The sequence below is a fragment of the Streptomyces sp. NPDC037126 genome, assembly GCF_055605965.1.
The window spans coordinates 52,992-70,067 of record NZ_JBVJTD010000017.1 but is presented as its reverse complement, the minus strand read 5'-3'; the positions used below and the strand labels follow the sequence as shown (position 1 = coordinate 70,067).

The 17,076-nt window shown below is 72.4% G+C and carries 19 protein-coding genes; 13 read left to right on the top strand and 6 right to left on the bottom strand.

The window, feature by feature from the left end:
* Window positions 1–80 precede the first annotated feature (80 nt).
* Window positions 81–689 (top strand): response regulator transcription factor, encoded by a 609-nt coding sequence (locus ACZ7FF_RS31315; protein ID WP_470816356.1) that lies wholly within the window; start codon window positions 81–83, stop codon window positions 687–689.
* 36 nt (window positions 690–725) lie between these two features.
* On the opposite strand, the gene ACZ7FF_RS31310 is transcribed toward ACZ7FF_RS31315, so the two are convergent.
* A complete protein-coding gene (locus tag ACZ7FF_RS31310; RefSeq protein WP_470816353.1) occupies window positions 726–1,355 on the bottom strand; it encodes an NADH oxidase in 630 nt (209 codons plus the stop codon).
* 266 nt (window positions 1,356–1,621) lie between these two features.
* On the opposite strand from ACZ7FF_RS31310, the gene ACZ7FF_RS31305 reads away from it, so the two are divergent.
* From ACZ7FF_RS31305 to ACZ7FF_RS31285, 5 genes are all read left to right on the top strand, one after another.
* On the top strand, window positions 1,622–1,900 hold the full coding sequence (locus tag ACZ7FF_RS31305) for an acyl carrier protein (RefSeq protein WP_470816350.1): 279 nt from the start codon (window positions 1,622–1,624) through the stop codon (window positions 1,898–1,900).
* A 21-nt stretch (window positions 1,901–1,921) separates the two neighbouring features.
* Window positions 1,922–2,716 (top strand): 3-oxoacyl-ACP reductase FabG, encoded by a 795-nt coding sequence (gene fabG, locus ACZ7FF_RS31300; protein ID WP_470816348.1) that lies wholly within the window; start codon window positions 1,922–1,924, stop codon window positions 2,714–2,716.
* 30 nt (window positions 2,717–2,746) lie between these two features.
* Complete coding sequence (locus tag ACZ7FF_RS31295) at window positions 2,747–3,682, top strand: aromatase/cyclase (protein WP_470816344.1); 936 nt, start codon at window positions 2,747–2,749, stop codon at window positions 3,680–3,682.
* A 214-nt stretch (window positions 3,683–3,896) separates the two neighbouring features.
* A complete protein-coding gene (locus tag ACZ7FF_RS31290) occupies window positions 3,897–5,177 on the top strand; it encodes a beta-ketoacyl-[acyl-carrier-protein] synthase family protein (RefSeq protein WP_470816341.1) in 1,281 nt (426 codons plus the stop codon).
* The gene (locus ACZ7FF_RS31285) at window positions 5,174–6,451 is read left to right on the top strand and encodes a ketosynthase chain-length factor (RefSeq protein ID WP_470816339.1); all 1,278 of its coding nucleotides are present in this window, start codon (window positions 5,174–5,176) and stop codon (window positions 6,449–6,451) included. The genes ACZ7FF_RS31290 and ACZ7FF_RS31285 overlap by 4 nt, the downstream gene beginning before the upstream one ends.
* A 119-nt stretch (window positions 6,452–6,570) precedes the next feature.
* Here ACZ7FF_RS31285 and ACZ7FF_RS31280 read toward each other — a convergent pair whose 3' ends face one another.
* From ACZ7FF_RS31280 to ACZ7FF_RS31265, 4 genes are all read right to left on the bottom strand, one after another.
* A complete protein-coding gene (locus ACZ7FF_RS31280; RefSeq protein ID WP_470816337.1) occupies window positions 6,571–7,020 on the bottom strand; it encodes a nuclear transport factor 2 family protein in 450 nt (149 codons plus the stop codon).
* A 128-nt stretch (window positions 7,021–7,148) separates the two neighbouring features.
* Window positions 7,149–7,709: an antibiotic biosynthesis monooxygenase family protein gene (locus tag ACZ7FF_RS31275; RefSeq protein WP_470816334.1), complete on the bottom strand. Its 561-nt coding sequence runs from the start codon at window positions 7,707–7,709 to the stop codon at window positions 7,149–7,151.
* Window positions 7,710–7,865: 156 nt separating this feature from the next.
* The gene (locus tag ACZ7FF_RS31270) at window positions 7,866–8,069 is read right to left on the bottom strand and encodes a ferredoxin (RefSeq protein ID WP_470816331.1); all 204 of its coding nucleotides are present in this window, start codon (window positions 8,067–8,069) and stop codon (window positions 7,866–7,868) included.
* A gap of 41 nt (window positions 8,070–8,110) precedes the next feature.
* Window positions 8,111–9,322, bottom strand: a complete 1,212-nt coding sequence (locus ACZ7FF_RS31265; RefSeq protein WP_470816326.1) for a cytochrome P450 — start codon at window positions 9,320–9,322, stop codon at window positions 8,111–8,113.
* Window positions 9,323–9,704: 382 nt separating this feature from the next.
* Here ACZ7FF_RS31265 and ACZ7FF_RS31260 point away from each other — a divergent pair, with 382 nt between their 5' ends.
* The 7 genes from ACZ7FF_RS31260 to ACZ7FF_RS31230 all read left to right on the top strand — a co-directional run bounded on the left by ACZ7FF_RS31260 (window position 9,705) and on the right by ACZ7FF_RS31230 (window position 16,014).
* Complete coding sequence (locus ACZ7FF_RS31260; protein ID WP_470816325.1) at window positions 9,705–11,189, top strand: FAD-dependent monooxygenase; 1,485 nt, start codon at window positions 9,705–9,707, stop codon at window positions 11,187–11,189.
* Between the two features lie 24 nt (window positions 11,190–11,213).
* Entirely contained in the window at window positions 11,214–11,540 is a 327-nt protein-coding gene (locus tag ACZ7FF_RS31255; RefSeq protein WP_470816323.1) for a TcmI family type II polyketide cyclase, read from the top strand.
* Window positions 11,537–11,716 carry a hypothetical protein gene (locus ACZ7FF_RS31250; RefSeq protein WP_470816322.1) on the top strand — a complete coding sequence of 60 codons (180 nt, stop codon included), beginning with the start codon at window positions 11,537–11,539 and terminating at the stop codon, window positions 11,714–11,716. Before ACZ7FF_RS31255 ends, ACZ7FF_RS31250 begins: the two co-directional genes overlap by 4 nt.
* Before the next feature lies 1 nt (window position 11,717).
* Complete coding sequence (locus ACZ7FF_RS31245; protein WP_470816321.1) at window positions 11,718–12,911, top strand: FAD-dependent monooxygenase; 1,194 nt, start codon at window positions 11,718–11,720, stop codon at window positions 12,909–12,911.
* Complete coding sequence (locus ACZ7FF_RS31240; RefSeq protein ID WP_470816320.1) at window positions 12,908–14,422, top strand: FAD-binding oxidoreductase; 1,515 nt, start codon at window positions 12,908–12,910, stop codon at window positions 14,420–14,422. The genes ACZ7FF_RS31245 and ACZ7FF_RS31240 overlap by 4 nt, the downstream gene beginning before the upstream one ends.
* Window positions 14,423–14,462: 40 nt before the next feature.
* Window positions 14,463–14,831 (top strand): antibiotic biosynthesis monooxygenase family protein, encoded by a 369-nt coding sequence (locus ACZ7FF_RS31235; protein WP_470816318.1) that lies wholly within the window; start codon window positions 14,463–14,465, stop codon window positions 14,829–14,831.
* 214 nt (window positions 14,832–15,045) lie between these two features.
* Window positions 15,046–16,014 carry an LLM class flavin-dependent oxidoreductase gene (locus tag ACZ7FF_RS31230; protein ID WP_470816317.1) on the top strand — a complete coding sequence of 323 codons (969 nt, stop codon included), beginning with the start codon at window positions 15,046–15,048 and terminating at the stop codon, window positions 16,012–16,014.
* A 200-nt stretch (window positions 16,015–16,214) separates the two neighbouring features.
* On the opposite strand, the gene ACZ7FF_RS31225 is transcribed toward ACZ7FF_RS31230, so the two are convergent.
* Window positions 16,215–16,898 carry a TetR/AcrR family transcriptional regulator gene (locus ACZ7FF_RS31225; RefSeq protein WP_470816316.1) on the bottom strand — a complete coding sequence of 228 codons (684 nt, stop codon included), beginning with the start codon at window positions 16,896–16,898 and terminating at the stop codon, window positions 16,215–16,217.
* Window positions 16,899–17,076: the final 178 nt, after the last annotated feature.

The window sequence follows — 17,076 nt, the reverse complement described above, 5'->3', positions numbered from 1 at the left end:
GTATTCACGGAAAGACGGCGGACGCGCTCGGGCGGCATCCAGCCGATTGCAGTCAGCGGGGGAACGGGGAAAAGGCGACGATGATACGGATCCTGCTGGCCGAGGACATGCACATGGTCCGCGGCGCGCTGGTGGCTCTGCTCGATCTGGAGGAAGATCTGAAGGTGGTCTCCGAGCTCGAACGCGGCGACGAGATCCTGAGCGCGGCGCGCGAACACCGGCCGGACGTGGCCATCATCGACATCGACCTGCCCGGCCTCGACGGCCTCAGCGCGGCCGAACTCCTGCACGAGCGTCTTCCCGAGTGCCGGGCGCTGATCCTCACCAGCCTGGGCCGCCCCGGCACCCTGCGCCGGGCGATGTCCGCGCACGTCGCGGGCTTCCTCCTCAAGGACGCCCCGCCCGGCGAACTCGCCCACGCCGTGCGCCGTGTCGCCGCCGGCCAGCGGGTGGTCGACCCCCAACTGGCCCTGGCCGCCTGGGGCGGCGCGGAGAGCCCGCTGACCACCCGCGAGACCGAGGTGCTGCAACTGGCCGCGCAGGGCTCGGAACCGCAGGAGATCGCCGCACACCTCCGGCTCTCCGTGGGCACGGTACGCAACTACCTCACCACCACCGTGACCAAGCTCAACGCGCGCAACCGGGTCGACGCGATCCGCATCGCCCGCGACTCGGGCTGGCTGCTGTGACCGCCCCGCCTCACCGCACGCCTCGCGGCGCTGCGGTCAGGCCGCGGTCACCGTCAGACCGGCCCCCGCCAGATAGCCGAGGATCTCCAGGGTCAGCTCGGCCGGCAGCGGGAGCACGTCGACCATCGCCTCCGGCGTCATGGGCCAGGCCAGCAGCGACACCACCCACATCGCCTCCGGGCGGTGGATCTCCACCCGGTGCCCCAGGGTGTGGCACTGCACCAGGAAGGTGTTCCCCCGCACGGTGATCGTCGCGGTGGGCCGCAGCCGCACCCTGCGCCACGCCGGCAGCCGGACGGCGGCGAAGCGGGCGCTGCGGCCCACCGGCACCACGGAGAGCACCGGCCCCCGGAGATCGTCCAGGGACAGCGTCCTGATCACGACGTAGGAGATTCCGCGGAGCACGGACAGGACCACGGTGAAGGTCTCGTGCCCGGGGACCGTCCGGCCCTCCGGCGGCGGCAGGTTGGCGAGCAGCACCGGACCGAGTTCCATCCGGCGCAGCGCCTCGGCCACCGCGGGACCGGGGTCCTCGACCCGCTCCGTGCCCTGCGGGCCGCTGAGCACCAGCGCCCGCCCTTCCTCGTCCCAGCCGACCACCGTGTCCTCGCGCAGGGACCACAGGTGGTGGATGCGCAGGGGGGCGTCTTCCGCGTGGGGAGCCACGGTCAACCACCTCCTCGGGGTGGCGGGACCGGCTCAGGTGCGGCCCCGCCCACCGGCCCGCTCGCGTCCTTTGAGTATGGAGCCGCGTGCGGCGGGCCCGGCAGCGAGGAGATCACACCGAAAACATGAGGAAATCACGGGTCTTGTCCGCACCCGGCCCCCGCGATCCAGTCCTTCTTGAGGCCGTTCTGGCCCAATGGTCGACGTCCGGGCACCCGTGACGAACCGTCACCGACATGCCGAACAACCCGCCATGAGGGGACCCCATGCCAAGGCTCCAGTTCACCGAGGACGACCTCAAACGCATCCTGTACGCCGCGGCAGGCACCGAGGAGGAGGGCGTCGCCGACGGCGACTTCTCCGACACCGAGTTCTACGTGCTCGGCTACGAGTCGCTCGCGCTCCTGGAGACCTGCGGCCGCATCGAGCGCGAGTACGGCGTCGCGCTCGCCGACCACACGCTCGCCGAGGCGGTCACCCCGCGTCTGCTGGTCGAGGCCGTGAACCGGTACCTCGGCGAGCAGCCCGCGGCCGCCACCCGCTGACGGACGCCCGAGGAGGCGAGCATGACACAGCACACGACACAGGAGAGCCGGACCGCGCTGGTCACCGGCGCGACGAGCGGCATCGGACTTGCCGTCGCGCGGCTGCTGGCGGCCCAGGGGCACCGGGTGTACATCGGTGCGCGCGACGCCGGGAACGTGGCCGCGACGGTCAAGGAGCTCCAGCGGGAGGGCCTGGACGTGGACGGCTCGACGCTCGACGTGCGGTCCGCGGACAGCGTGACGGCGTTCGTGCGGGCGGCCGTGGACCGGTTCGGCACCGTCGACGTCCTGGTCAACAACGCGGGCCGGTCCGGCGGCGGCGTCACCGCCGACCTGTCGGACGAGCTCTGGGAGGACGTGGTCGACACCAACCTGAACAGCGTCTTCCGGATGACCCGGGCGGTGCTGAACACCGGCGGCATGCGGGACAAGCCGCGCGGACGGATCATCAACATCGCGTCCACCGCGGGCAAGCAGGGCGTGGTGCTCGGCGCTCCGTACTCCGCCTCGAAGCACGGCGTGGTCGGCTTCACCAAGGCGCTCGGCAACGAGCTGGCGCCGACCGGCATCACCGTGAACGCGGTCTGCCCGGGCTATGTCGAGACCCCGATGGCCCAGCGGGTACGGGCCGGATACGCGGCGGCGTACGACACCACCGAGGACAAGATCCTGGAGAAGTTCCAGGCGAAGATCCCGCTCGGCCGCTACTCCACCCCCGAGGAGGTCGCGGGTCTGGTCGGCTATCTCGCCTCCGACACCGCCGCCTCCATCACCGCGCAGGCCCTCAACGTGTGCGGCGGCCTGGGCAACTTCTGACCCCCGCACCCCCTGACAGGAGAGACGACGATGACCATCCGTGAAGTGGCGCACGAGATCACGGTCTCGGCGCCGGCCGATGTGGTCTACCGGCTGCTCGCCGAGGTGGAGAACTGGCCCCGGATCTTCCCGCCCACCATCCACGTCGACCACGTCGAACGCGGTGAGCGCGAGGAGCGGATCCGGATCTGGGCCACCGCCAACGGCGAGGCCAAGAACTGGACCTCGCGCCGCACCCTGGACCCCGGGGCGCGCCGCATCACCTTCCGCCAGGAGGTCACCGCGCCTCCGGTCGCCGCCATGGCAGGCACCTGGATCATCGAGGCGCTGTCCGAGAACCGGGCCCGCGTCCGCCTGCTGCACGACTACCGGGCGATCGACGACGACCCGGCCGGTCTGCGGTGGATCGACGAGGCGGTCGACCGCAACTCGCGCTCCGAACTGGCCGCCCTCAAGGAGAACGTCGAACTGGCCTGTTCGACCGAGGACGTGACGTTCTCCTTCGAGGACGCCGTACTCGTCCAGGGCGCCGCCAAGGACGTCTACGACTTCGTGAACGAGGCGCACCTGTGGAGCGAGCGGCTGCCGCACGTGGCGAGCGTCCGGCTCGACGAGGACACGCCGGGCCTGCAGACCCTGGAGATGGACACCAGGGCCAAGGACGGCTCGACGCACACCACCAAGTCGTACCGGGTGACCTTCCCGCCGGACAAGATCGCCTACAAGCAGGTCACCCTGCCCGCGCTGATGACCGTGCACACCGGGATCTGGACGTTCACCGAGACACCGGAGGGGGTGCGGGCCGCCTCGCAGCACACCGTGACCCTCAACACGGCCAACATCGAGCGGGTCCTCGGCCCCGAGGCCACCGTCGCCGGCGCACGCTCCTACGTGCACGAGGCGCTGAGCACCAACAGCCTCGCCACGCTGGGCCGTGCCAAGGCCTACGCGGAGGCCAGGCGCTGACGGCCGCGCTCCCGGCCCGCCCGTCCGCAGGCGGCGCGGGCCGTCGCCGTGCGCCCGCGGCGCGAGTGCGCGCCGCTGTCGGCGAGCCCCGGCTGGGTCGGCCCTCCAGCACGGTTTGAGTCCCTCAGGGCACCGTCGAGTTGCTTGCGGGATCCGCCGGGGCACACCCAGGACTCCGCGCCCGCACGCCCATCCCGGCAAACGGAGGAGTCACATGGAACGACGCGTAGTCATCACCGGGATCGGGGTGATCGCGCCGGGCGGCATCGGGCTGAAGGAGTTCTGGTCACTGCTGACGTCCGGCCGCACGGCCACCCGGTCGATCACCCGCTTCGACACGTCCCAGTTCCGCTCGCGGATCGCCGCGGAGGCCGACTTCGACCCGGAGCAGGCGGGCCTGTCGCCCCAGGAGACGAGCCGGATGGACCGCGCGGCGCAGTTCGCGGTCGTGTGCGCCCGGGAGGCCATGGCCGACAGCGGCCTGGACTTCGCGGGGCTCGACCCGTACCGCGTCGGCGTCACCGTCGGCAGTGCGGTGGGTGCCACGACGTCCCTGGACACCGAGTACAACGTGGTCAGCGACGGCGGCCGCAAGTGGCTGGTCGACCACCAGTACACCAGCAGGCACCTCTTCGGTCACTTCGTGCCGAGCTCGTTCGCCTCCGAGGTGGCCTGGGCCGTGGGCGCCCAGGGTCCGGCCGCCGTGGTCTCCACCGGCTGCACCTCGGGCCTGGACTCCGTCGGGCATGCCGCCGAGCTGATCCGTGAGGGCTCGGCCGACATCATGGTGGCCGGAGCCACCGAGGCCCCCATCTCCCCCATCACGGTGGCCTGCTTCGACGCCATCAAGGCGACGTCGCCGCGCAACGACGACCCCGAGCACGCCTCGCGCCCCTTCGACGCCTCCCGCAACGGCTTCGTGCTCGGTGAGGGGGCCGCCGTGTTCGTCCTGGAGGAACTGGGCCGGGCCAGGGCCCGCGGCGCCCATCTGTACGCCGAGATCTCCGGCTTCGCCTCGCGCTGCAACGCGTACCACATGACGGGCCTGCGGCCGGACGGCAAGGAGATGGCGGAGGCCATCCGGGTCGCCCTGGACCAGGCCCGCCTCGACCCGACGGCCATCGACTACGTCAACGCGCACGGTTCGGGAACCAAGCAGAACGACCGCCACGAGACCGCCGCGTTCAAGAAGAGCCTCGGCGCGCACGCCTACGAGACCCCGGTCAGCTCCATCAAGTCGATGATCGGCCACTCGCTGGGGGCCATCGGCTCGCTGGAGATAGCCGCGAGCACGCTCGCCATCGAGCACGGGGTGATCCCGCCCACGGCCAACCTGCACGAACCCGACCCCGAATGCGACCTGGACTACACGCCGCTGACGGCACGTGAACTGAACACCGAACGGGTCCTCACCGTCGGGAGCGGCTTCGGCGGCTTCCAGAGCGCGATGGTGCTGACCAGGCCCGACGGCACACGGAAAGGCAGTGTCCGATGAGCACGCCGACGAGCACCCAGGCGAGAGGGACCACTCCCCCGCAGCCGTCCGCGGGCCCCGCCCACCCGGTGTTCACCGGGGTGGGCGTCGCCGCGCCCAACGGCCTCGGCCGCGACCGCTGGTGGCAGGCCACCCTGGCCGGACAGAGCGGCATCGCGCCGGTGTCCCGGTTCGACGCCCGCGGGTATCCGGCACAGCTCGCCGGGGAGGTCCCCGGCTTCGACGCGGCCGAGCACATCCCCGGCCGGCTGCTGCCGCAGACCGACCACATGACACGGCTCGCGCTCACCGCCGCGGACGAGGCGATCGCCGACAGCGGTCTGGACCCGCAGACCGAGCCGGAGTTCGCGTCCGGAGTGGTGACCGCCGCGTCCGCGGGCGGGTTCGAGTTCGGCCAGCGGGAGCTGGAGGCCCTGTGGGGCAAGGGCAGCCGCCACGTCAGCGCCTACCAGTCCTTCGCCTGGTTCTACGCCGTCAACACCGGCCAGATATCCATCAGGCACGGCCTGCGCGGGCCCAGCGGCGTCATCGTCAGCGAACAGGCCGGGGGGCTCGACGCGGTCGCCCAGGCCCGCAGGCAGCTGCGCAAGGGCAGCCGGCGCATCGTCACCGGCGGGGTGGACGGGGCGATCTGCCCCTGGGGCTGGGCCGCGCTGCTCGCCGGCGGCCACATGAGCACCGTCTTGGACCCCACCCGCGCGTTCCTGCCCTTCGACGCGGCCGCCGGCGGCCAGGTGGCCGGTGAGGGCGGCGCGATCCTCGTCCTGGAGGACGCGGCCACCGCCCGGGACCGCGGCGCCCGGCCCTACGGGGCGCTCGCGGGCTACGCGGCCACCTTCGACCCGCGGCCCGGCAGCGGGGGCGAACCGGGCCTGCGGCGGGCCGCGGAAGGCGCGCTCGCCGACGCGGGCCTGACCGCTGACGCGGTCGACGTGGTGTTCGCGGACGCCGCCGGGGTGCCGGAACTCGACCGGGCCGAGGCCGAGGCGATCTGCGCGCTGTTCGGGCCGCGCGGCGTGCCCGTCTGCGTGCCCAAGACCATGACGGGCCGGCTCGCCGCGGGCGGCGGGTCACTGGACCTGGCCGCCGCCCTGCTGGCGCTGCGCGACGGCGTGGTCCCGCCCTCGGTGCACATCACCGGCGACGGCCTGCCGGAGCACCTCGCCCTGGACCTCGTCACGGGCGCCCCCCGGAAACTGCCGCTGCGCACCGCGCTGGTGCTGGCCCGGGGGCAGGGCGGCTTCAACGCGGCCACCGTGGTGACGGCTCCCTGAGCCGCGCCGGGGCGCGGCCCCGGCACACGCCGGAGGGCCTTCGCGGGTGTCGCCCGCGAAGGCCCTCCGGCATGCCCGCTCTCTTCGTGCGTCGTCGTGTCGGGTGGTGTCCGGTGCCGTCAGACCAGGTCGTCGCGGCTGACGTCACGCCGCCGCACGGCCGGTCCGTCCGGGCCGAGTTCCAGGACGTCCTCACACGTGGCGGTGCACAGGATCGTCGCCTGGCCGCCGCGCGGGGTCTCCATGAGCAGGACGTAGGAGCGTGCGGTCACCGTCGTCCCCTCCTGTCCGGTCACCGTCAGCATGCCCAGCCAGTGGCGGCGCCGGATGCCCTGCGCGGCGAAGTACTCCGTCGCCTTGCGGGCGGCCGCCCCGATCGCCTCGCGGCCGACCGTCGGCTCGGGCTGCGCGTTCGCCGCGAAGACGCAGTCCTCGGTGAAGGTGCGCGTCCACGCGTCCACCTCTCCGCTGTCCAGCAGTTGCATCTGCCGCGCGTAGAACTGCTGGACCTGCTGGTACAGCTGCACCGAGGACCGTTGTCCCCGCAGGGGGGTCTCCTGCACGCTCATCGGGACTCCTCATCGCTTCCTGGCGTGGGTCCGGGCCCGGGGCCCGGGTCCGCTCCCCCACCTTCCAGGCGGTCCCTCGTGCGTCCCTCAACAACCGATCGACCGACCGGGGCGTCAGAGCTGTCGGGTCATACCTCGACCTGCTCGAAGATGTGCGGGTAGGACACGATGTCGTCGGGGAAGTCGGCGGCCATGCGCTGGAACTCCGGGCTGCCGAACGCCTTGGCGAGAGCCTCGGTCGACTCCCACACCGCGACGTTCATCAGAAGCTGACTGCCCGCCGTTCCCTGGTGCATCTGCAGGGAGACGAATCCCGGCTGAGCCTTCATGAACTCCGCCTGCCGGCGAAAGAGGGGCAGGAACGCTTCGGTCCTCTCCTTCGGAACGAAGAAGGTGTTGGCCAGGACGATGGGCCCGGTCTTCTCCTTGAACTGCGCGAACATCGGCGTCATCGGGTCCAGGCTCTCCAGCTTGGCCATCTTCGGCACTTCCTCTCGCCATCGGTTGTTCCCGGCGCCGAGGCCGGCCGTCGCCGTACCGAATACGGCGACGCCCACGACGCTCGCTTGTCCCTGCGGGAACTGCTTTCTGAGGACCGTTCCATCGTCCCGCCGTGAGCGGGCCGTGAAGTCAGCCGCAGTTCCCGTTCCGATGGGCACCTTCGGTCGCACCGCGCGCAGCCGTGTCATACCTGCGGATGACAACGGACCCTGAGGGCGCGGAGTTACGGCCGAAAGGAGAGGTGGAATTCCGTGTGCGCCGGTCCTGTGCCTTGTGTTCCCCGGAAGCGGACGCCCGGCGGGAAGGTCCCGCCGGGCGGCTCGCTGCGGGGTGGAGGGGGGAGGTCAGTCCTGTGTGAAGCGGATGGCCTGGGCCGGGCAGGCCGACAGTGCCTCGTCGAGGGTGTGCTCGTCCGGCCCCTCCCCTGATCCGGCGCCGGCCCGGACGCGGCTCAGCCCCTCCTCGTCCTGTTCGAACACCTCGGGTGCGTTCCAGGCGCACAGCCCCGCGCCGATGCACGCCTCGCGGTCCACCTCGATCCTCGCCATCTCCCTCATCCCTCCTCGTCGCTGCCCGTCTCCGGGACCCGTCACCATGTGACCGGGAACTCGATCAGGCCCTGGATGGTGTCCCCCGGCTTGATCGGCAGCTCTTCCACATCGACGGCCGACCGCAGCCCAGGCAGCCGCCGGAACAGGGTTCCGAGCGCCACCTCGAGTTCCAGCCGCGCCAGGTTCTGCCCCAGGCACTGGTGCACCCCGAAACCGAACGCCAGATGGTGCTGCCCGCCGCGGTCCGGGCGCAGCGCGTCCGGCTCCGGGAAGTGGCCCTCGTCCCGGTTGATCATCGAGGTGTTGAAGACCACGCCCTCGCCCGCCCGGATCACCTGGGCGCCGCAGGGAATGTCCTCGGTGGCCACCCGCAACAACTCGTCCACGACCGACAGATGGCGCATCAGCTCATCGACCGTCTGCGGCAGCAGGCCCGGATCGACGCGCAGCGCGGCCAGTTGGTCCGGGCGCTCCAGGAGCAGCAGCGTCCCGAGCGAGATCATGTTGGTGGTGGTCTCGTGGCCGGCCACCAGCAGGTTGAACGCCAGCCTGGCTATCTCCTCGCGATCCGTCTGGCCGGTGAGCAGCCGGTCCCGCACGAGTTCGTCCAGCAGCCCGGAATGCGGGCCGGGTTCGGTCCCCTGACGCTGGTGCCGCTCCTTGTCGAGGAGAAGCCCCTCCAGGTAGCCCAGCATCTTGCCCCGTGCGGCCGCGGACTCCTCCGGCCCGGACCCGCGCATGACCAGCCGCGACAGTTCCTCGAAGGACGTGTGGTCCTCGTACGGCACCCCGAGCAGCAGGCTGATCGCCATCGACGGCACGGGCAGCGCGAACGACGAGACCAGTTCGGCGGGCGGGCCCTGCTCGACCATCGCGTCCAGCAGTTCGTCGACGATCTGCTGGATCCGGGGGCGCAGCGCCCTGATGCGCGGCACGCCGAATCCGGGGATCAGCATCCGGCGCTGCCGGCCGTGCTCCGGTTCGTCCGCGTTGAACAGCAAGGGGGGCAGGTGGCGCAGCGCCGTCAGCACATGGCTCGTCATGGGGAAGCCGGGCTTGCGCCGGTCGGCCGACAGCCGCGGGTCGCCGAGCAGCTTGCGGGCCTCGGCGTGGCCGGTCACCGCCCACGCGGTGGTGCCGTCGTAGAGCGTGACGCGGGCCAGCGGGCCCTCCTGCCGCAGGGACTGGTAGCCGGCGGGTGGTTCATAGGGGCAGGTGCGGTCCTGGGGGAAGGGGGTCGGACGGGTCACCGGGCCTCCTCTGGTGTGGTGGTGCTCTTCGTGTTTTCTTGTATTCGAATAGCGGCGGGCGAGGAACAGAAGAAAGGGAAGGAATGGAAGAAATAAGATTGCGCGCATTCCGCGGTGAGGGCCCACAGGATGCCCGGTGGCGGTGGTGGCGCACTGGAGGCGAAATGGAGGCGCGGTAGAGAACTAGCTGAAAGAAATGAGGAGTTGACATCGCGACAGGCCCGGTGGCACGGTAATTCGCAGCAGGGCGGCGAGCCCGATGTCTTCGAATTCCTCTCACGAGCGCTGTCCTTCGGTAATTCTCCGCCGCGCATCGTCTGCCCACACCCGCCTTTTCTGTCCGCGGCTGCCTGCCGCGGTTCCCGCCTGCCAAGGAGGCCCCATGGACGCTCCGGTGATCATCGTCGGCGCGGGCCCCGCGGGGCTCGTGCTGGCCGCGGAACTGCGCCTCGGCGGCGTCGAGGCCCTGGTCCTGGACCGGCTCGAGAAGCCGTCGGAGGAGTCGCGGAGCCTGGGCTTCACCGCCCGCGCGGTGGAGCTGTTCGACCAGCGCGGGCTGCTGCCCCGCTTCGGCGACCTGGGGATCAGCACCTCGGGGCACTTCGGCGGACTGCCGCTGGACTACAGCGTCCTGATGGACGCCCACTTCGGGGCGCGGAGCATCCCGCAGGCCACCACCGAGCGGGTGCTCGGGGAGCGGGCGGCGGAGCTCGGCGCCGACGTCCGGCGCGGCTGGACCGTGGTCGGCCTGCACGACGACGGTGACAGCGTGCGCGTCGAGGTCGAGACCCCCGGCGGGCCGCGCCTGCTGCGCTGCCGCTACCTGGTCGGCTGCGACGGCGGACACAGTTTTGTGCGCGGTGCCGCCGGCTTCGAGTTCCCCGGGACGCCGTCGACCCGCGAGATGTTCGTCGCCGACATCGGCGGATGCGCGCTCAGGCCGCGTCCGATCGGTGAGCGGCTGCCGACCGGCATGGTGATGGCCACCCCGCTCGGCGGCGGTGTCGACCGCATCATCGTCGTCGAGCACGGCGTCCCGCCCCGGCGGCGCACCCGGCCCCCAAAGTTCGCCGAGGTGGCGGACGCCTGGCAGCGCCTGACGGGGGAGGACATGCGTGGCGGCACCGCCCACTGGATCAGCTCCTTCGGCGATGCGACGCGCCAGGTCACCGAATACCGGCGGGGTTCGGTGCTGCTGGCCGGCGACGCCGCCCACACCCATCTCCCGGTGGGCGGCCAGGGCCTGAGCGTCGGCGTGCAGGACGCCGTCAACCTCGGCTGGAAGCTCGCCGCGGTGGTACGCGGGTCGGCGCCGCCGGATCTGCTCGACTCCTACCACGCCGAACGCCATCCCGTCGGCGCCCGGCTGCTGCTCAACACGCTGGCCCAGGGCGTGCTCTTCCTGTCCGGGTCGGAGGTCGAGCCGCTGCGCGAGGTGGTCGCGGACCTGATGGAGCTTCCCGAGGTCCGCCGCCACCTGGCCGGGATGGTCAGCGGTCTCGACATCCGCTACGACGTCGGCCCCGGCACGCATCCGCTGCTCGGTGCCCGCGTCCCCAGGCGGGACCTGCGCGCAGCGTCCGGGCCGACGACCACCATCGCGGCCCTGAGCAGCGGCCGCGGCGTGCTGCTGGACCTGGCGGACGACCCGGAGCTGCGCCGCGCCGCCGAACCCTGGGCCGACCGGGTCGACGTGGTGACGGCGGCCCCGCACCACCTCCCGCAGGGGTGCCTGCTGGCCGGGACGTCCGCCGTGCTGCTGCGCCCCGACGGCCATGTCGCCTGGGCGGACCCCGGATGCGGGCCGCTGCCCGACGCGCTGCACCGCTGGTTCGGGACGAGTCGCCTGGCGACCTCCCGTCAGTAACCGCCTTCGAATGAGGAGAGACCGATGCACAGCACCTTGATCGTTGCTCGTATGGACCCCGCGTCGCAGGGCGAGGTCTCCCGCATCTTCGAGGAGTTCGACGGCACCGAGATGCCGGGGCTGATGGGCACCCGCCGCCGTCAGCTGTTCAGCTATCGCGGCCTGTACTTCCACCTCCAGGACTTCGACTCCGACGACGGCGGTGCGGCCATCGAGGAGGCCAAGACCCACCCGCTCTTCGTGAACGTCAGCGCCGACCTGAAGCCGTTCATCGACGCCTACGACCCGGCCACCTGGCGCTCGCCCGCCGACGCGATGGCACAGCGCTTCTACCACTGGAACGCCCGATGAACGAGCTGCCGGGCGACGGCCGCACCGCGGCGCGCGGGATCGGCCTCCTCGATGCGGGCGCGTTCCGGTCCCCGGTGGCGACGGCCGGCAGCGGCCCGGAGCCCGGGGACCCGGAGCCGTACCGGACGGGCTCCCCCCTGGGGCACGCCGGGGACCACACCGAAGGCCGGTGCTGACATGAGCGGTCGGGTCATCCTCGTCGGTGCCGGGCCCGTCGGGCTGGCGCTCGCCGGTGAACTGCGCGTCGGCGGGGCCGAGGTGACGGTGCTGGAGCGGCTGGCCGCGCCGACGACGGAGTCCAGGGCCACCACCCTGGACGCCCGCACCATGGAACTCCTGGACGAGCGCGGACTGCTGGCGCCGCTCGGCACCGTGCCCCGCGAACCCCGGGGACACTTCGGTGGTCTGCCCCTCGACCTGGACGGCCAGCCCTCCCCCTTCGCGGGCCAGTGGAAGGTGCCGCAGGCGCGGGTCGAGGCACTGCTCGGCGACCGGGCGCGCGAGCTCGGCGCGGACGTCCGGCGCGAGCACGAGGTCTGCGCCCTGCATCCGGCCGCGGACGGCGTGACCGTCGACGCCGTCGTGCGTGCCGGGCGCGGCTCCGGGCGGCGGGTGCGGCTGACCGCCGACTACGTGGTCGGCTGCGACGGCGAGGAGAGCACCGTCGGTGCCCTGGCCGGCTTCGAGTTCCCCGGCCGGGACGCCCGCCGCGAGCTGCTGCGCTGCGACGTGCGCGGGGTGGACATCCCCGACCGCCGCTTCCAGCGGCTGCCCCGTGGCTTCGCGGTCGCCGCGACCCGGCAGGGACTGACCCGGGTCATGGTGCACGAGTACGGGCGCGCACCCGTCGCGCGCACCGCCGCGCCCGGCTTCGACGAGGTCGCGGCCGCGTGGTCGCGGGTGACCGGGGAGGACATCAGCGGCGGCACCCCGGTGTGGGTGAACGCCTTCGGCGATGTCAGCCGCCAGGCCGCGCACTACCGCCGGGGGCGGGTGCTGCTGGCCGGGGACGCCGCCCACCGCCATCTGCCGGTCGGCGGACAGGCCATCAACCTGGGCCTGCAGGACGCCTTCGACCTGGGCTGGAAGCTCGCCGCCGAGGTCGCGGGCGGCGCGCCGGCCGGGCTGCTGGACTCCTACCACGAGGAGCGGCATCGGGCCGGCCGCCGTGCCATGGCGATCATCGACGCCCAGGCGCTCCTCATGCTCGGCGCCCCGGAGATCGAGCCGGTGCGCTCCCTGTTCGGGGAACTCCTCGGCCACCGGGCGGTGCGCGAGCTGCTGGCCTCCCGGCTCGGCGGCCTGGACGCCGGCGTCAGCGGCCCGCCCGCAGCCGGGACCCCGGACCGCACCGCGGGGGTCCCCTCGTGATCACCCGTCGGGCGCTGCTCGGGGCCGGTGTGGCGGGGGCCGCCGGGGCGGCGGCCCCCGCCGCCCGTGCCCGGGGTCTGGGCGCCGTCGCCTGGAGCCGGCTGGCCGGGCACCTGACCGGGGACCTGGTGCTCCCCTCCGATGCCCGGTACGCGATCGCCAGGCAGCTGGACCTGATGCAGTTCGACGCCATCGCCCCGCAGGCCGTCGCCTACTGCGCCGACGCGCGCGACGCGGCGCTGTGCCTCGCCTTCGCACAGCAGAACGGGCTGACTCCGGCGGTGCGCAGCGGCGGCCACAGCGCCGCGGGGTACTCCACCGGCACCGGCCTGGTGGTGGACGTCTCCCGGCTGGACTCGGTGCGGGTCGGCGGCGGTTCGGTGACGCTGGGTCCGGGCGCACAGAACGTCGACGTGCTGAACACGCTGGCCGACTCGGGTCTGGCCGTCACCGGCGGCGCGTGTGCGACCGTCGCCGCCGGCGGGTTCGTCCACGGCGGCGGGCTGGGGTTCCTCACCCGGACGCTCGGCATGGCCTGCGACGCGCTGACCTCCGCGACGGTGGTGCTGGCGAACGGACAGATCGTCACGGCCTCCGCACAGGAGCACCCGGACCTGTTCTGGGCGCTGCGCGGGGGTGGAGGCGGCAACTTCGGCATCGTCACGTCCTACACGCTGACGCCGACCGCCCTGTCGCAGGTGGCCACGGCGCACCTCGGCTACACCTACGACCGGGCGCTCGACATGCTCGACGGCTACGCCCGCTGGCTGGCCGACTGCCCCCGCACCATCGGCTCGGCGGCGGTGGTCACCCTCGCCGACGCGGCACCGGGCCATGTCCCGACCCCGTCGATCATCGTGGTCTCCACCGGGACCCCGGCCGAACTCGACGCGGAGCTGGCCCGGTTGGACTCCCTGGCCGGAAAGCCGTCCTCGCGGCAGACTTCGGTGCTGCCCTACCGTGACCTGATGACGGGGATCTTCGGCTGCGCGGAGAAGACCACCGCGGAATGCCACCGGTCGGGCGCCTTCCCGCGCGGACAGCTTCCCCGGACCGCGTTCGCGCTGGAGCGCAGCCGCCTGATCCGTGCTGCCGTGCCGCGGGACGGCTGGGCGCGCATCCTGGCGCTCTTCGACGACGAGCGGGTGTCCGGCGGCCAGACGCACGGGCTCCAGGTGCTGCCGATCGACGGCGCCGCCCAGGACCCGGACCGCACCGCGACGGCGTTCGTGCACCGCGACAGCCGCTTCTCCGTGAACTTCCAGGGCTTCATGGCGCAGGGGCCGGTCACCGACGAGCTCCGGACCGCCGCGAAGGCCTGGGTCGACGCGGGCTTCGCGGCCGTCGACCCGCTCTCCTCGGGCGAGTCCTACCAGAACTTCATCGACCCGGACCTCACGGATTGGAAGACCTCCTATTACGCCGAGAACTATCCGCGGCTGGTGAAGACCAAGAACAGCTACGACCCGAACGGCCTCTTCAGCTTCGCGCAAGGCATACGCGCGGCCTGACGGAGCGTCGGTAAATCAAGATCGAGAGAAAGAGTCAGAAATGGCCAAGCTGGAGAACCTGGACCCGACCACTCCGATGTTCGCCCAGTTCAGGGAGAAGACCGGGCCCATCGTCCTGGCCAACACCTTCGTCGTCCCCAAGGACAGGTCCGAGTCGTTCCTGGCCCACTGGAAGAAGCAGGCCGAGTTCATGAAGGCGCAGCCGGGCTTCGTCTCCCTGCAGATGCACCAGGGCACGGCGGGGAGCCAGCTGTTCATGAACGTCGCGATCTGGGAGTCGACCGAGGCCCTCGCCAAGGCGCTCGGCAACCCGCAGTTCCAGGCCATGTCCGCCGAGGTCCCCGACGACATCGTGTCGTACGCCCACATCTTCGAGAAGATCGCCGTCGAGGGCCTCTGCGAGGCCTGACCCGGGGAATCGCGTACCGCGGAAATCCCGGTGAGCCCGGCACCTCCGGCCGGAGGTGCCGGGCTCTCCCTTTCCTCGGCGGTGCGAGGAGGACGCTCGACGTGTCCCCTCTGACGCACGCCGCACCTTTGACGCCCGCCGCACCGGTGCCGGGGCGCCCGGAGTCCACGCTGCCACGGCCCGTCGAACTCACTCCACGAATGGGGACTTCACCATGGATGTAGGACTTCTCTTCGACCTGCGGAACCCGGAGGGCTGGAAGCGGCCCTGGGCCGACCACTATGCGCGGAGCCTGGAATTCTGCGAGGAGGCGGACCGGCGGGGCGCGGGCGGGCTGTGGTTCACCGAGCACCACCTCTTCGAGGACGGCTATCTGCCGCAGCCGCTGACCTTCGCCGCCGCCGCGGCGGCCCGCACCCGCCGCGCCCGGATCGGCACCTCGGTGGTGCTGCCCGCGCTGCGCAAGCCCGCCCAGCTCGCGGAGGAGGCGGCGATCGTCGACCTCCTGAGCGGCGGACGCCTCGAACTGGGCATGGGCGCCGGCTACCGGGTTCCCGAATACGACCTGATGGGCGCCGACTTCACGCGGCGCTTCCGGCGGACCGAGGAGCACATCCGCGAGGTCCGCCGGCTGTGGGAGGAGGGCGGCGTCACCCCGGGCCCGATCCAGGACCCCGTTCCGCTGTGGGGCGGCTTCTACGGACCCCGCGGCGCGCGGATCGCCGGCCGGCTCGGCATCGGGCTGCTGCACATCTCCCACGAGCTGTTCGCGCACTACCGCGAGGGACTGGTCGAGGGCGGCCACGACCCGGCGACCGCCCGGGTCTCCGGCCTGCTGCCGATCATCCTCGCCGACGACCCGGAGGAGGCCTGGGCACGTGTCGCGCCCTGCCTCGCCCACCAGATGAACAGCTACCGGCAGTCGTCCGTGGAGGGCACCGACAAGCCCCGGCCGCCGATCATCCACCCCGACGAGTTCCGCAACCGGACCTCCAACGCCCCCTGGGGGGCCCTGAAGATCCTCACCCCCGCGGAAGCCGCCGTCCAGATCAAGGAGACGGTCGAGGGGCTGCCGGTGGAGCACCTGATCTTCTGGGCGAGCATCGCCGGCATGCCGGACGACCTGACCGCCCGGAACATCGAACTGGTCAGTGAGGAGCTGCCGCCGCTGCTGGGCCCGTGACGGCCACCCGCGTCAGCCGCTCGGCCCCTCGGCCGCCCGGTGACGACCGCCGTGATCGCGTCCGGGCCGTGCCGGGCCTTCCCGGGGCTCCGGCGGCGCCGGATCCTCCGAGCGCGCCTTGTCCGGCCGTTCCTGGTGCCTGGCCGATCCGGTGGCCCTGGCCTGGCGTCTCAGCGGTGGCGAGGCAGTCGCGCGGGCGGTCAGGCCGCACTCACGGGTGCGGACGTCGACCCGGGCGGTACCGGGCGGGACGCGTCGGGCGGTGAGGACTTCGCCGACGGCCCGGAGGCGGGCGGCGCGGCGACGAGGGTGTCCCACGCGGCCGTCGCGCAGATGATGACCTCTCCCAGCTCGGCGCGGGTGGCGCCGTCGCGGGCCTGGTCGGACAGGCCGGCGACCACGGTGGTGCAGTAGCGCGCGACGGCGTCGAGGCGGGCGGGGAGCGCGGTGAGGTCGCCCTCGGTGATTCCGCGGGCGAGGCGGTCCTTGATGGTGGCGTGCATGTCGCGCCGCAGTTCGGCAAGGAACTCCCGAACCCCCTGGTTGTCCACCGGGCCGGTCAGCGCGGTCAGGATGAGCATGCAGCCCGTCGGCGTGTCCGGGCGGGTGATCTCGTCGGCGGTGGCGCGCAGCATGGCCTCGATCGCCGGGCGCGCGGTCGGCTGTTCGCGCAGCGCGCGCCGGGGCGACTCACCCGAGGTCGTCCCGTAGAGCACCATGACCTGGCGGAACAGGTTCTCCTTGCTTCCGCAGCAGGCACAGATGCTGGCCGAGGCGATCCCCATGGCCTCGGCCAGGTCGTTGAGCGATGTCCCCTCGTAGCCGCGCTCCCAGAACAGGACCAGAGCCTGGCGCAGGGCGGTGTCCGGGTCGAAGTCCGGCACCGGCGAAGCAACTGCTGTGGTTCCTGCCCCCGTACTTCAGCCTTGGAGTCGTCCCCCAGCCTGCGGCGAAGGCGGCCGGACGGACGGGCACGGTGCTGCGCCGGTGGTCGCAGCAGCGGTGACGCCGCGCCGCCGCGGGGACGGCACCCTGGCACAACGACGGCCGCCCGCCGTCAGG